Here is a 14,367-nt window from a genome sequence, read left to right as displayed (position 1 = left end):
TATTCATCAAAAAGAAGACCCGAACAACTCCAAGAAATTATCTTCAAAAAGTATATTTACAAGAGACAAACACTCAGTGATTTAGCAGAAGAATATTAAAGAAGTTCTAGATGGATTCAAAAGCAAATATTTGAATATGAACCAGAGATAAGAACTCATAAACCAAGAGAAATAGTTTTAGTATGTGATGCTACATTTTATGGCAAAAGAAAAGACAAACTGGGAACGCTTGTTTTCAAAGATAATATTACCAAAGAGATACTTTTATCAAAACATATTGAGAGTGAATTATCAGCTGATTACAAACAGTTACTAAATCAACTTCTAAAACTAGGCTATACAATACTATCAGTGACAATAGATGGTAAAAGAGGCTTACACAAGGTCTTTAAAGATTTTCCAATACAAATGTGTCACTTTCATCAAGCAAAAACAGTAAGAAGATATATAACAAAACGACCTAGATTACAAGCTGGAAAAGATTTGAAGACAATCATGTATCGACTTACTCAAACCAATGAAGTGAATTTCACTAAAAAGTTAGATGAATGGCATGATACGTATAAAGACTTTATAGAAGAAAAAAGTACAAATTTAGAAACAGGAAAATCATACTACACTCATTATAAAGTTAGAGCTGCTTGCAGAAGTCTAAGAGCAAATCTTCCTTATCTTTTAACTAGAAATAAGCATAAAGCTTTCAAGATTCCAAATACAACAAATACTTTAGATGGTGGAACTTTTTTTCCACTTAAAATACTCATTAAAATTCATAGAGGATTGAGTAAAAGTTTGAAGTTAAGAATGGTTGATGATTATCTTCTAAACTATAAGAAAAAATAATTATTTTATGAAAATTGGTTCCAATCTTGACACGTACTATTTAAAAACCAATACATATCCTGAAAGTTTTTCAAAAGACACTTATATCTCATTTAAACAATATTTTACTTTATCCTATAAGGATACTTCAACAACTGTTATTATCTATAGTAAACAATCAAAAGCTATAAAAAAAGAAGTAACTTTCAATCCATCTAAAGCTTTAGAAGTTGATAACAGAAAAGTTCAAATTTTAACTGAGATATCTTTAGAAATATACTGCCTATCAAACAGAGAATCTCATAAGCATATACAAAATAAATATTCTAATAATCCTCAAATAGATGCAAGATGGATTGAAGATTTGACATGGTGTAACAGGGAATACTTTTTTCGTGATGATTGAAGCACTAATAATTCAATAAGTAAAATTAAAATGAACTATTAGACTACTAAAGAATCTTCCTAGCGGTTAAAAATAGATAATCTTTCCCTGTTATGGTAACTCTATACTTTTTTTGTTGAGGATATTTTTTGCAGAAGTGTATATCTTTTAAAACCAAACTGAGTTCTGAAAATGCATAATTTGGTGCTTTTGCTCCGTAAATCATCTCGCTATCAATCCATCTACAATTTGGAAAACCAAGAATTATAGCTCCCCCTTTTTCTAAGTGGTTTTGATACAGAGACATAAATGTAGAGTTAAAGTTTATGTTTGAGCTTTGCAGAGTTCCAATGGATATTATAAGATCAAAATCTTGTAGTCCTAAATCCTCTAACGCATTTATGTCATGGCATCTAAAGTCTACATTTGAATTAGGGAAATCTTTTTTTGCATATTCTATCGCAGATGCAGAGTAGTCTATACCAAGAAACTCTTTTACCATAAACTCATCTTCACTAAGTAGTTCTTGTATAACTCTAAACTCATCACCTCTATTTACCCCAAGGTTTAAAACTCTTTTTTTGTTTTGGATATTTATAAATTTTAGAGCTTGTCTATAATGGTAAAGAAAACTAAATTGTGTTGTTTTATCTATAGTGAAAAACTCACTATCTACTCCATACTTTTCACTACTTTTGTCAGTTTTATGAAAAGAGCTATCTAGATTTAGTTTCTCAAATCTTAAAGTCAAACTATTGGCATCTATGTCACTTGGTGTTAGCATCTTCATAAAAAACATCTGTGCCAAATCAACAAAAGCTTTATAGCCTATACTCTCTAACTCATCTGTTGAAATTTTTAACTCAACTATCTCAGAAGCTTTAACTTCATGATTTTCAAACCACTCTAGTATATCTTTTGAACTCTTTTGTTTTAAATCTATCTTCATTTCCATATTCCCTCAAGTTTATAACTACAATAAGGACAAACTCCATTTTCATCAAGTTCATTATTCACAAATTGACCTATATTTCCACTTCTATTTATTACTCTTTTTTTACAGTTTGCACAGTATGTAGATTCAAAATCTTCATTATCAACATTACCTATATAAACATACTTGAGTCCCGCTTGTTGTGCTATTTTATATGCACGAACAAGTGTAGACTCAGGTGTTCTAGGAATATCTAACATCTTGTATGTCGGATGAAAAGCAGATAGATGCCAAGGTATAGAAGTATCAATACTAGCAATAAATCTTGCAATATCTCTAATCTCTTCATCGGAGTCATTCTTACCAGGAATAAGTAGAGTAGTTATCTCCACCCAAATTCCTTTTTCATGAGCGTACTTTAGAGTTTGTAGAACTGGTTTTAACCTTGCTCCACATATCTCTTTATAAAATTCATCACTGAAACTTTTTATATCTATGTTCATCGCATCTATGTATGGAGTAAGCAAATCTATAGCTTTATGGGTTTCATAACCACTTGTCACATAGATGTTTTTAAGTCCCTTTTCATGTGCTAGTTTAGCCGTATCGTAGGTGTACTCAAAAAAAACAATTGGTTCGTTGTAAGTGTATGATACCGAGCTAGAATTATTTTTTATAGCGAGGTCAACTATAGACTCAGAAGAGAGTTCTTGACCTGTAATTTTATTATCATTTTCTTTTGTATACTGAGATATTTCATGATTTTGACAAAAGCTACAAGAGAGATTGCAACCAACTGTTCCAAGAGAAAAAGTTTTAGTTTTTGGTAAAAAATGAAACATAGGCTTTTTCTCTACTGGATCAACATTTACAGCAGCAACTAGCCCATATACAAGAAGCCTAAGTTCTCCATTCTCTACCTTTCTAACACCACAGATGCCATACTCACCTTCACTAAGCACACAAGCTTGTGAACAGGCTTCACACATGATCTTTGTATTTTTTAGCTCTCTACTCAACCATGCTTTTTCTAACATTTTCTTATCCTTTTACAGGAAAGTTATTAAGTTAACTCTTCTTCAAGTACATCTTTTTTCTTTGTTCTAGATGTTTTAAAAATAATAAAGCCAGCTCCAAGTAAAACTAAAAGAGATAAAACTATCTCATATGTATAGTCTTTTTCTTCTTTCACATATGGAACAACTTTTTTTAGTTTTACAACTTTTTTTTCAATAATAACATCATCAGTTTTGATTTTTTCTTCTATTTTTTCTTCTATTTTTTCAATTTTTTCAACTACTTTAGTTTCTACTTCAATCGGTGCAAGCATCTCTTGGACTTCTACTTTACTAACAACTTCAGTCATTGTCATCTTTTTCCCATTGTCCAATACATAAGCATCACCATAATGTCTCTCTAGTGCTCTTAAAGTCCTTAGTAACTGTACATAGTTGCTAAATGGAGATAAAGATATTGCATTGTATTGTCCCATCTTTTTAAACTCTACTTCTATAGAGTTTTTATTTATAAGTTTTGAAAGTTTATCATCGCTAAGTATTTGACTATTGAGTCTTACAAGAGCATTTAAAGCATTATTTTCTTGTAAAAAACTTCCGACTATAATCTGCTTTTGACTTGAAAAAAGCATCGTTGTTAATATGGTTACTAAAAATATCAATTTCATTTTCATTCCTTAGAAGTAATTATAGTGTAAAATACTCTCAAAAAAGGAATATATATGATTGAAGTAACTATTTGGCACAACCCTAGATGTTCTAAATCTAGAGAAGCACTATCTATTTTAGAAGAAAGTGGATGTGAAAAGAATGTAGTAAGCTATCTTGAAATTACTCCCACAAAAGATGAGATTACAACTGCACTTACTATGCTAGGAATGAGCCCTAGAGAGCTTATGAGAACTAAAGAAGATATATACGTAGAATTAAAGCTCAAAGAAGAAAATGATTATGATGCTCTTGTAGATGCTATGGTTACAAATCCAAAACTGATTGAGAGACCTGTAATATTTAAAGAAGGACAAGCAATTATAGGAAGACCTACTTCTATTATTGCTAAATTTATAGCTAGTTAAAAGCTTACTTTTTAAGCTTTTAACATCTAAATACAATCACTAATTGAGTATGTGAAAGTCTTTGTAGTATCCATACTCTTTTACAAATACTTTATGTTATTATATTGCATGATTCACCTTAAAAAAATAATAAAAAATCATTTAAAATCTACAAACGAAGAAATATCACAAGCAATCGCTAGAGTAATAATTACACTTGCTATAACAGTATCTATGATTGTTTTTAACCTAATACAGACACAATATATTTATCTAATGAGCGTTTATTTTATTTTTTCAATTGTTCATCTTAAGATAACTTTCAAATATCCAGCCTTTAGAAAATGGCGTATTATTTTTACAATCTGGGCCGACATTACATTTACAACCCTTATGTTGTATTCTTTAAATGAAATTGGAACTTTCTTTTTCCCTCTTTATTTTTGGTATATTATGGGCAATGGTATGCGTTTTGGAAAGGCTTACCTTATAGTAGCCTCACTATACTCATTTTTCTCATTTTTTATTTTAATAAACACAAGTTTATACTGGTCAAGTAATCCATCTTTTGCTTATGCTATTTTATCTTCTCTATTTATCTTGCCCCTATTTTTTTACGTTCTTGTAAGTCGTTTACATGATGCACAAAAACAACTAAAAGACCAATTAGCAGAGTCTAAATATACAGCCTTATTTGACACATTAACAAGCATACCAAATCGTCACTACTTATTGCAAAAACTTTATAAATATGAAACACAAGAGATTCCTATTACACTTTTTTTTATAGACCTAGATGGTTTCAAATTAGTCAACGATACACTTGGACATTATGTAGGGGATGAAGTTCTTATTGAAGTAGCTAAAAGGTTAACTGACTTAACAGATGAAAATCATTTTGTAGCTAGGTTAGGCGGTGATGAATTTGCATATATACTAAAAAATAGTGATAAGGCCATGTATGTGGCCAAGAAAATGGGAAAAAATCAATATCACTACTCTTAGAAAAGAGTTAGTTAAAAACCGACTACTTAGCTTTTTCTACGAAAGTACAGTCACCACTTGAGTATGGACAAGTCTTTGCTATGCTCATTTCAAAGTGTTCTTCTTCTATACCTTCTTGCTTACGATCAAAGTGACGCATAGCTGCTCTAAAAGAAGTCAGTACCATATTTGCACTGTCTTGATGATCAGTTGAGATATGCTCTACTTGTTCACCCTCAGGTTTTGAGGTGTCTACCTTTGGTGGTGCAATATTTGCATAAGCTTCTTGAAGGTCTTGTTCTAGCCCAAGTACTGTAAGAAGTACATTTACTATCTCATCACCCTTTATCATCTCTGTTAAAAGTGAGCCAAGAGTAGCTGCATCTTGAGTTGCTGAGTTAGTTCCAAACTTTACATCAGTAATATGACTGCTGTCTCTTTTTATATACATAATCACGTAAGTTTTTGTTGCTTTATCAACACCAACACCTATGCCATCTGCATCTTCTAACTTGCCATAATTTTCCGGTTGCATCATATGTCTACCGATTTCTGCTTCTAATTTTGCTTGTTCTTTATCTTGAACTTCTTGCATATTTTCCACCTATATTTTTGGTGAGAGTTTTTCTATAATCACACCATTATCTTTAATAAATTTTGAAATAATTTCTGATTGAGTATGCTCATACTCTTTTGCATATACTATTCTTTTTATACCACTTGCAATAAGGTTTTTACTACACTCACTACAAGGTTCTAATGTTACAAAGATTGAAGCACCTTCTATAGAAATGCCTTCTCTTGCTGCCCAGATGATAGCATTCATCTCAGCGTGAATCTCATAAGTCTTTGACCACTCATGATGATCTTGTGTGTACACACCATTCCAATGATCACAACAGTTAGTAAAGCCTGCAGGTGTTCCGTTATAACCTGTGCTTAAAATTCTTCCGTCTTTTACAATAACTGCACCAACTTGCTTAGATACACACTTAGATGCAGTTGCAAGCTCTTTTGCAATATTTATAAAGTTTTCATCACTTAACATTTCTGATCATCTTTATATCTGCATTATGACGAAGTCTGGCGAAGTAATCACCTAGAACCTGTTCTCTTTGTTCAGCCATTATCATGTTTATAATCTGATTTTTCACACTATCTAAACCTGTATCTTTAGCAGATAACTTTTCTTTGACATAAAAGCTCACATAACCACCACTTCCATCTGGGATAGGAGGGGTAAAACTATTTAGTGCTGTTTTTTCTAAAAGAGATGCTAACTCAGGAGAGATTTTATCATAAGGAATTTCTTGTTCATTACTGGCAATCTGAGGAGAGTAAAACATTGGATTATCAATCTTTTCTTGAAGTTGTTGTTTATCTTTTGACTTGTAAATTGTAGCTTTATATCCGCTTGAGTGAACAAAAGAATCTTTGTGAGATTTGAAATATGCTTTGATATCATCTTCACTTGGTTCTGAGATGCCACTATATGCTATAGAAGAGTAAAGTTTTTGAGAAAGTAATCTATCTTTTATCTTCTCTTTTAACTCCTCAGAACTTAAACCATTTGAGTTTCTAACTGCTTCGTAAAATTTACTTACACTCAGATTATTTCGCTTAGCTGTTTTTTTGATATCATCATAAACTTCACCACTGCTAACAGATACTTTTCTCTCTTTTATCTCTTGCTTTTCAAGAGCTTTTCTTATCAAAGTATCTGTTGCTGTCTTAGAACTAACCTTTGCTGTTTGCATCTCTTTATTGATGTCATAAAGAGTTATAGCACTCCCTTTAACAACAACAGCTACTCCAGCTACTATTTCAGCGCTTAGTGTAGCAGTAAGCATAATAGTTAAAAATATTTTGTACATTAATTATCCTGTCAATTTAAAAGAAGTATTTTACCTCTTTTTAGCCAACAGTTGCCTAAAATAACTCTACAGTTCAGTAAGGACTAAATTTCTTCCAGATGCCTTTGCTTTTAAAAGAGCGTTATCTGCTCTTTTAAAAGTAAGGTTAGTATCTTCACCTAAAATATATTTAGTAAGACCGATAGATGTTGTTATATCTATGTTGTCACAAACTTTAGTTGTTTGAACATTTGCTCTTATTTTCTCGGCTATCATCTGAGCTTCTTCTAATCCAATATTTCTCAACATAATAACAAATTCTTCTCCACCCCATCTAGCGATAACATCGTTATCTCTAAGCGTTCCTTTTAAAGTAGTTGCTACATCTTTTAGTGCTTCATCTCCAACCTGATGACCATAAGTGTCATTGATAGATTTAAAATGGTCTATGTCTGCAATTAAAATAACAAAGTCAGTATCAGCTTTTCTCTGTTTTTTAGAGATAGTATTCATAAGTTGATCAAAATATCTACGATTATAAATTTGAGTAAGAGGGTCAGTGATATAAAGTTCTTCTATAAGTTTCTTATTTTCAATATCTTGGTAAACAGCATTAAACTCTATTAAAACTCCATCATCATCTAAGATAGGAGTTATCCTTGATTGAACCCATTTTTTATTACCAGTTGAAGTAAGGTTTTCAACTTCACCACTCCAAGATTTTTCATGTGTCACAGTATTCCATAACTCTTTATATAGTGAATTAGGAAGATTTCCACTTTTTAAAACAGAAGCTTTTTTACCTATAAGTTCATTTTTTTTGTATCCAAAAAATTCACAGAATAAACTACTTGTATCTGTTATCGTTCCATCTGGAGTTGTCTTCATAATCATAATATTTTTATCGATAATATCTTGATTATGCTCTAGTGTCTCATTTAACTCATTTACCTTTTCTATCTCTTTTACAAGTGAAAGTTTTGTTTCATGAAGTTCACTAATATTATAAATAGAAACCATAACTGTATTTTCTGTAGCTATATAAGGAGAAATAGTAACCTGTTGTTGCATTAGTTTTAAGGCAGTTTTAGTAACTTTATTTCGTACTATTGGAATAAAAATAGTGTTAGAGTTAGAGTCATAAAAAGTAGGTGTACTCAATCTAAGTGCTGTTCTTATTTTACGTTGTAAGATTTTATAATTAATTTTTGGAAAAAAATCCTTAAGACTTTTTCCAACTATTTCTTCGCTTGTAATCTGAGTATTTATACTTAACCATCTATTCCAGTAAGTTACAGTGAAATTCTCATCTATTACAAAGTGACCATTTTCTAAAGAGTTTAACAAAATCTCAGGAAATTTTAAATCATCCATTATGAATACAACTCTTCTATTTTTTTATCTATTAAATCTCTTAAACTGATAATAGCTTCATCTTTTGTAAGAATAAAAATATTTGCAGATATATTATGATCTTTAAATTCTAACTCTGTACTTACAACTATTATCTTTGAGTAAGTATTCACATCATCAGTATCTACAATATTTGCTGCTTGTAAAAAATTAGACGTTGGAGCAAAAAACTGAACTTCAACATTTAACTCTTCAGTTAAACGACTTATAATAGAAGATGTAACTATATTTGTTAGTTCCATAACGGCGTCAGTAATATCATCTTTTAAAGGTTTTTCTATGTCAAAGAGATGTGAACCCAAGTTATTTGAAGATTTTTCACTTATGATAAAAATACACTCTCCACCAAATTTTCCAGAAAAAAGCTGTTTCATAACATAATAGTTAGAATCTTTATCTATATTCTCAACTATAATATGATTTAATTCACTCATATCTTTAATAGATATTTTTGGTATATGCATAGTGCCAAAAGCGTCAAGAAGTTCAGCAACATGGGAAGTTGCCTGACCAACTGAAATATTCATAAACTCTTTTAAAACATCTATCTGATCTTCGTTAAAATTTATAGTATTCAAAAATTAATTGCCTTTTATACGATTAAATCATTAATGAAAATATTTTGCATTTTTTCATTATTTATTGGTTTAGGACACATATTTTTAGCCCCTAGCTTTAAAACTCTCTCTCTAGCTACCACTTGTATATCTGCACTTACAACTATTACTTGAGCGTCTGAGTCTATCTTCATTATCTCAACCAAAGCTTCATAACCATCCATTACAGGCATTGTTAAATCTAAGAAAACTACACGAGGTTTCTCTTTTTTAAATACTTCTATCGCTATAGCACCATTTTCTGCTTCAAAAAATTCTGTAGCCGGCTCAACATTTTTCACTGATTTTATGAGTGATAATCTTGCTAACTTTGAGTCATCTACAACTAATACTTTCAAATTTGCAAACTCCATTGTTAATCTTACTATATAACTATAATTGATAAATTTTATCATAAAAAACTTAATACTTAGATTTTTTTTTGTGATATATTTTAAAATCTAAAATAAGACGTTTTACCCGTCTTTAACAAAGATTTGTCTAAAATTCAACTAATAAAATAAAAGGCTTTTTCATGGTTGTTACACGTTTTGCTCCAAGCCCTACCGGCTATCTTCATATTGGTGGTTTAAGAACCGCTCTTTTTTCGTACCTTTGGGCTAAAAAAAATGGAGGAAAGTTTGTTCTTAGAATTGAGGATACTGATAAAGCTAGAAACTCGCAAGAGGCTACAGACGCTATTTTAAAAGCATTTCAATGGTTAGGTTTAAAGCACGATGGTGAGATAACTTATCAATCTAACAGAGATAAGATATATGCTAAACATATTAAACAACTTTTAGATGAAGGCAAAGCTTACAAATGTTATATGTCAAAAGAAGAACTTACAGAGCTTCGTGAGACTCAAATGGCAAATAAACAACGTACTAAGTACGATGGTAAATATCGTGACTTTGATGGAACTCCACCAGAGGGTGTTGATCCAGTTATACGTATAAAAGCACCTTTAACTGGAGAGATAATAGTTAAAGATGGAGTTAAAGGCGATGTTAGTTTTCAAGCTGAGGACATCTTAGATGACTTTGTAATTGCTAGAGCAGACGGTGCACCTACTTACAATTTTGTTGTAGCTATAGATGATCATCTAATGGGAATAAATGAAGTTATACGTGGAGATGATCATCTCTCTAACACTCCTAAACAAATAATAGTTTACGATGCACTTGGATGGGACTTACCAATGTTTAATCATGTTCCTATGATTCATAACTCTGCTGGAAAGAAACTATCTAAGCGTGATGGAGCTACAGATGTTATGGCTTACAAAGAGATGGGTTATACCCCTGCTGCACTACTAAACTTTTTAGTTCGTCTTGGTTGGAGTCATGGAGATCAAGAGATTTTTAGCATGGATGAGATGATTGAACTTTTCAATCCAAAAGATATAAATAAGTCTGCATCTATATACAATACTGAAAAGCTTGACTGGTTAAATGCTCATTATATAAAGAACTCTTCAAATAATGAACTAGCACAACTGCTTATTCAGTATGATCTTGTTCTAACTTCTCATGATAAAAAAGAGATTCTTTTAGATGCAATAAAAGAGCGTGCAAAAACTCTAAAAGAGATGGCAGAATTAGCTAAAGAGATACTTGCAACTCCTAGTTCTTATGATGAAAAAGCTGTTAAAAAAGCTTTCAAAGGTGATGCCATCGCTGTTATAAATGCTTTTGGAGCAAAACTAAGCACTTGTGAAGAGCTTCATCTTCCTAGTGATTACCACCACATAATGGAAAGTGTTGTAAACGAGATGGAAATAGGCTTTGGCAAAATTGGTCAACCTTTGCGCGTGGCACTTCTTGGAAAAATGGGCGGTCCAGGATTAGATGTAGTAATGGCAGTAATAGGAAAAGAAGAAACTATGCTTAGAGTTGCAAACGTTATAACTGCTAACTCTTAAAAGTTAAAATTACATATAAAAATAAGAAGCATATAAATCTATATCTGCTTCTTATTCACTTTTTTTAGACTAAAACACTCACTAAGTAAAACAACTTTTCATTATATATCTCTTTAATTGCTATTAAACTGTTGCATTTAGTAACAGAAATCAAAAAAGTCAAAATTATTTGACTTTTTTGTAAAATAAAAACATTTTTGTCAATCTCTTGATTATAATATATTATATAAGAAACTTAAGGAGATAAGTATGTTAAAGAGTAAATTGTTAAAAGGGATAGTTGCAGCCGCAGTAATTACTACATCGGGAGTAGCAGCAGAGTTCACACTTAAATTTAGTCACGTAGTTAGTGTTAATACACCAAAGGGTAAAGCAGCAGATTTCTTTGCAAAGAGATTAGAAGAGTTAAGTGACGGTAGAATTGATGTACAAGTTTATCCATCTTCTCAACTGTATAAAGATAGTGCAGCTTTAAAAGCTCTTAGATTAAATTCTATTCAAATGGCATCTCCGAGTTTTTCTAAATTTGGAAAACTTGTACCACAGTTAGCTATTTTTGATTTACCATTCCTATTTAAAGATATGGATCATTTACATAGAGTTCAAGATGGTGCAGTTGGTGACAAACTTAAAGCACTTGTAAATAAAAAAGGTTTTTATGCTTTAGCTTTTTGGGATAATCACTTTAAGCAACTTTCAACTTCAAAAGACAAGCCTCTTTTAGTTCCTGAAGATGCTAAAGGTCAAAAGTTTAGAATTATGAGTTCTAAAGTTCTTGAAGCACAATTTCATTCAATAGATGCAAACCCACAAATGATGCCGTTTTCTGAAGTTTATTCAGGTTTACAACAAGGTGTAATTGATGGTCAAGAAAATACTATCTCTAATATTTATACAAAAAAATTCCATGAAGTTCAAAAGAATTTAACTTTAACTAATCATGGATACTTAGGTTACCTAGTTGTAACTAGTAAAAAATTCTGGAACTCTCTTCCAAGTGACTTACAAGCAGATGTAACTCAAGCTATGAAAGAAGCAACTATAAAAGAAAGAGAATATGCTCAACAGTTAAACGATGAGCAATTAGAAAAAATCAAAGCATATGCTAAAAAGACAGGTAAACTTACTGTGCATACTTTAACTCCTGAGCAAATTGCTGCTTGGAAAAGTGCTGTTAGTAAAATTTATCCAAAATTCTATTCTAAAAAGAAAATTGGTGAAGATTTAATTAAAGCTACTCAAGCAACAAAATAGTTATGTTTAGTATTCTAGACAAAACTGTTGGCTTCATTAACCAATCTATCGCAGTATTCGGCATTAGTGCCGGTGTTGCTTTGGCTTTTGTTAATGTTGTAGCAAGATACCTTTTTGATGCTTCACTAACGTGGGCAGCAGAATTAACAGTATTTCTATTTTTATGGAGTGCTTTTTTTGGAGCAGCTTACTGTTTCAAAAAAGATGCTCATATCGCTGTAACAATTATTTTAGATATTGTACCTTCTTACATAGCAAAAGCTTTTTTAATCATTTCTCACATTATTACAATCGGCTTTTTATTAGCTGTTTCGTATTATGGTTATGAATATATATTGTTTGTTATAGAAATAGAAGAGATGTCTATTGACTTAGAAATACCTATGTGGATTCCATATTTGGTTATTCCTATTTCATTTTTATTTGGTGCATTTAGAGTTTCTGAGAAATTATATGAAATTATAATAACTCCTCACGATAAAGTTGTTCAAGAAAGCGAGGCAGAAATGTATGTTAGTAGTATTGGTGAATGTACTTTAGACCAGATAGAAAAAAAAGAGCATATCAAAGATATTGTTGATACTGTAAATAGAAAAACTGGGGGTATGCTGTGACTAGTATTGGTTTACTCTTTTTAATATTTCTAGTTTTAATGATAATTGGTTCTCCAATAGCTATTGCTTTGGGAGCGAGTACATTTACAGCATTGATGGTTTTTACTGATATTTCACCTATTGAAATTTCTTCTATGATGTTTGAGAAAGTTGAACATTATTCACTGATGGCCATCCCTATGTTTATCTTAGCGGGTAATCTACTATCAAAAGGTAGTTCAGCCACGAGGATTATAGAATTTGCTAAGTCATGTGTTGGTCACCTTCCTGGTGGGCTTCCTATCTCAGCTATTTTTGCTTCTATTATTTTTGCTGCTGTATCTGGTTCTTCTCCTGCAACTGTTGTTGCTATTGGATCAATCATGTTCGGTGCAATTATGCAAGCTGGATATCCTAAAAAATATGCAGTTGGTACTATTGCAACTGCTGGTTCATTAGGTATTTTAATTCCGCCTTCAATCGTTATGATTGTTTATGGAGTTACTGCTGAAGTTTCTATCGGTAAGCTTTTTATGGCTGGTGTTGTTCCAGGTATCATGCTTGGTATTATGATGATGCTTGTTACTTATATCGGTGCAGTTCGCTTAGGTTTTAAGAGAACCGAGCCACAACCATGGTCAGTAAGACTTTCTAAAATGAAAGATGCTACTTGGGGACTAATGACAATTGTTATTGTTATCGGTGGTATTTACGGTGGTATCTTTACACCAACAGAAGCTGCGGCTGTTGCTGCTGTATGGGCACTTTTTGTTTCTTTAGTTATTTATAAAGATATAAAAATGGCAGAGTTATATACTACAGTTTTAGATTCGGCTAAAACATCTGCAATGATTATGTTTATAATCGCAAATGCAATGCTTTTTGCTCACTTTTTAACTATAGAGAATATACCTCAAATGATTACGGAAACTTTAATCGAAGCAAACGTTGATAAGTATATGTTCTTACTTTTAGTAAATGCTTTACTAATCCTTGCTGGTTCATTTATGGAACCATCTGCGATTATTATGATTATGGTTCCTCTGCTTCTTCCAGTAGCAGTTGCTCTTGGAATCAATCCGATTCACTTCGGTATAGTTTTAACGGTAAATATGGAACTTGGAATGGTATCCCCACCTGTTGGGCTGAACCTCTTTGTGACCAGTGGTTTAACAGGTATGTCTATTAAAGATGTTATTGTTGCTACATTACCTTGGACACTAACTATTTTTGTTGGTCTTATATTAGTTACATATATTCCAGCTATTTCTTTATGGTTACCAAACCTTATGTTTGGAACTCCGTAGATTATAAATTTAGTTTAAACACACTCTTAGATTTTCTAAGGGTGTACTTCTCATACCACCCATTTGACAAAAACTGGAATGTCCCCTATAAACTAGACAAACTTTAATTCAGTAATTTAGATAGAATAATATAAATGTGTTATGAGATTTAATAGGATTAAAAATGGCAAGAGTAGTTTATAGCGAAGAGTTCAGAATAGAAGCGGTCAAACAAGTTACAAAAAATGGTTA

The 14,367-nt window shown here is 31.5% G+C and carries 17 protein-coding genes; 8 read left to right on the top strand and 9 right to left on the bottom strand.

The genetic code is table 11. The features are described 5' to 3' along the window. Nucleotides 1-351: 351 nt before the first annotated feature. Both QZZ48_RS09275 and QZZ48_RS09270 read left to right on the top strand, forming a co-directional pair. Nucleotides 352-843, top strand: coding sequence for a hypothetical protein (locus QZZ48_RS09275; protein WP_294964741.1), 492 nt, complete (start codon nt 352-354; stop codon nt 841-843). 7 nt (nt 844-850) lie between these two features. After that, on the top strand, nt 851-1,228 hold the full coding sequence (locus tag QZZ48_RS09270; protein ID WP_294964738.1) for a hypothetical protein: 378 nt from the start codon (nt 851-853) through the stop codon (nt 1,226-1,228). A 46-nt stretch (nt 1,229-1,274) separates the two neighbouring features. On the opposite strand, the gene QZZ48_RS09265 is transcribed toward QZZ48_RS09270, so the two are convergent. From QZZ48_RS09265 to QZZ48_RS09255, 3 genes are read right to left on the bottom strand one after another with little or no spacing between them, the layout of a single operon-like run. Continuing rightward, nucleotides 1,275-2,156 carry a methyltransferase domain-containing protein gene (locus QZZ48_RS09265; protein WP_294964735.1) on the bottom strand — a complete coding sequence of 294 codons (882 nt, stop codon included), beginning with the start codon at nt 2,154-2,156 and terminating at the stop codon, nt 1,275-1,277. Further along, on the bottom strand, nt 2,153-3,178 hold the full coding sequence (gene amrS, locus QZZ48_RS09260) for an AmmeMemoRadiSam system radical SAM enzyme (protein WP_294964733.1): 1,026 nt from the start codon (nt 3,176-3,178) through the stop codon (nt 2,153-2,155). Before amrS ends, QZZ48_RS09265 begins: the two co-directional genes overlap by 4 nt. A gap of 26 nt (nt 3,179-3,204) precedes the next feature. Next, nucleotides 3,205-3,825, bottom strand: a complete 621-nt coding sequence (locus QZZ48_RS09255; RefSeq protein WP_294964730.1) for a hypothetical protein — start codon at nt 3,823-3,825, stop codon at nt 3,205-3,207. 54 nt (nt 3,826-3,879) lie between these two features. Between QZZ48_RS09255 and arsC the strand changes: the two genes are divergently transcribed. Together arsC and QZZ48_RS09245 are read left to right on the top strand one after the other, a co-directional pair. After that, entirely contained in the window at nt 3,880-4,233 is a 354-nt protein-coding gene (gene arsC, locus QZZ48_RS09250) for an arsenate reductase (glutaredoxin) (protein WP_294964726.1), read from the top strand. Between the two features lie 108 nt (nt 4,234-4,341). Further along, complete coding sequence (locus tag QZZ48_RS09245; protein WP_294964725.1) at nt 4,342-5,217, top strand: GGDEF domain-containing protein; 876 nt, start codon at nt 4,342-4,344, stop codon at nt 5,215-5,217. Nucleotides 5,218-5,239: 22 nt separating this feature from the next. Here QZZ48_RS09245 and QZZ48_RS09240 read toward each other — a convergent pair whose 3' ends face one another. From QZZ48_RS09240 to QZZ48_RS09215, 6 genes are all read right to left on the bottom strand, one after another. Beyond that, entirely contained in the window at nt 5,240-5,791 is a 552-nt protein-coding gene (locus QZZ48_RS09240) for an iron-sulfur cluster assembly scaffold protein (protein ID WP_294964722.1), read from the bottom strand. Between the two features lie 9 nt (nt 5,792-5,800). Next, nucleotides 5,801-6,244 (bottom strand): dCMP deaminase family protein, encoded by a 444-nt coding sequence (locus QZZ48_RS09235; protein ID WP_294964720.1) that lies wholly within the window; start codon nt 6,242-6,244, stop codon nt 5,801-5,803. Next, the gene (locus QZZ48_RS09230; RefSeq protein WP_294964718.1) at nt 6,234-7,070 is read right to left on the bottom strand and encodes a peptidylprolyl isomerase; all 837 of its coding nucleotides are present in this window, start codon (nt 7,068-7,070) and stop codon (nt 6,234-6,236) included. Before QZZ48_RS09230 ends, QZZ48_RS09235 begins: the two co-directional genes overlap by 11 nt. 66 nt (nt 7,071-7,136) lie before the next feature. After that, complete coding sequence (locus tag QZZ48_RS09225; protein ID WP_294964715.1) at nt 7,137-8,423, bottom strand: diguanylate cyclase; 1,287 nt, start codon at nt 8,421-8,423, stop codon at nt 7,137-7,139. After that, nucleotides 8,423-9,040 (bottom strand): chemotaxis protein CheC, encoded by a 618-nt coding sequence (locus QZZ48_RS09220; protein ID WP_294964712.1) that lies wholly within the window; start codon nt 9,038-9,040, stop codon nt 8,423-8,425. The genes QZZ48_RS09225 and QZZ48_RS09220 overlap by 1 nt, the downstream gene beginning before the upstream one ends. A gap of 14 nt (nt 9,041-9,054) precedes the next feature. Next, nucleotides 9,055-9,432: a response regulator gene (locus tag QZZ48_RS09215; RefSeq protein ID WP_294964709.1), complete on the bottom strand. Its 378-nt coding sequence runs from the start codon at nt 9,430-9,432 to the stop codon at nt 9,055-9,057. Nucleotides 9,433-9,593: 161 nt separating this feature from the next. On the opposite strand from QZZ48_RS09215, the gene gltX reads away from it, so the two are divergent. The 4 genes from gltX to QZZ48_RS09195 all read left to right on the top strand — a co-directional run bounded on the left by gltX (nt 9,594) and on the right by QZZ48_RS09195 (nt 14,136). Next, a complete protein-coding gene (gene gltX / locus QZZ48_RS09210; RefSeq protein ID WP_294964707.1) occupies nt 9,594-10,982 on the top strand; it encodes a glutamate--tRNA ligase in 1,389 nt (462 codons plus the stop codon). 249 nt (nt 10,983-11,231) lie between these two features. Beyond that, entirely contained in the window at nt 11,232-12,236 is a 1,005-nt protein-coding gene (locus tag QZZ48_RS09205; RefSeq protein ID WP_294964704.1) for a TRAP transporter substrate-binding protein, read from the top strand. Between the two features lie 2 nt (nt 12,237-12,238). Further along, on the top strand, nt 12,239-12,850 hold the full coding sequence (locus tag QZZ48_RS09200) for a TRAP transporter small permease (RefSeq protein ID WP_294964701.1): 612 nt from the start codon (nt 12,239-12,241) through the stop codon (nt 12,848-12,850). Further along, a complete protein-coding gene (locus tag QZZ48_RS09195; RefSeq protein WP_294964698.1) occupies nt 12,847-14,136 on the top strand; it encodes a TRAP transporter large permease in 1,290 nt (429 codons plus the stop codon). Before QZZ48_RS09200 ends, QZZ48_RS09195 begins: the two co-directional genes overlap by 4 nt. Nucleotides 14,137-14,367: the final 231 nt, after the last annotated feature.

The organism is Sulfurimonas sp. (assembly GCF_016744025.1).
GTDB lineage: Bacteria > Campylobacterota > Campylobacteria > Campylobacterales > Sulfurimonadaceae > Sulfurimonas.
The sequence above is the reverse complement of the archived record's forward strand: the minus strand, read 5'-3'. Positions and strand labels throughout refer to the sequence as shown.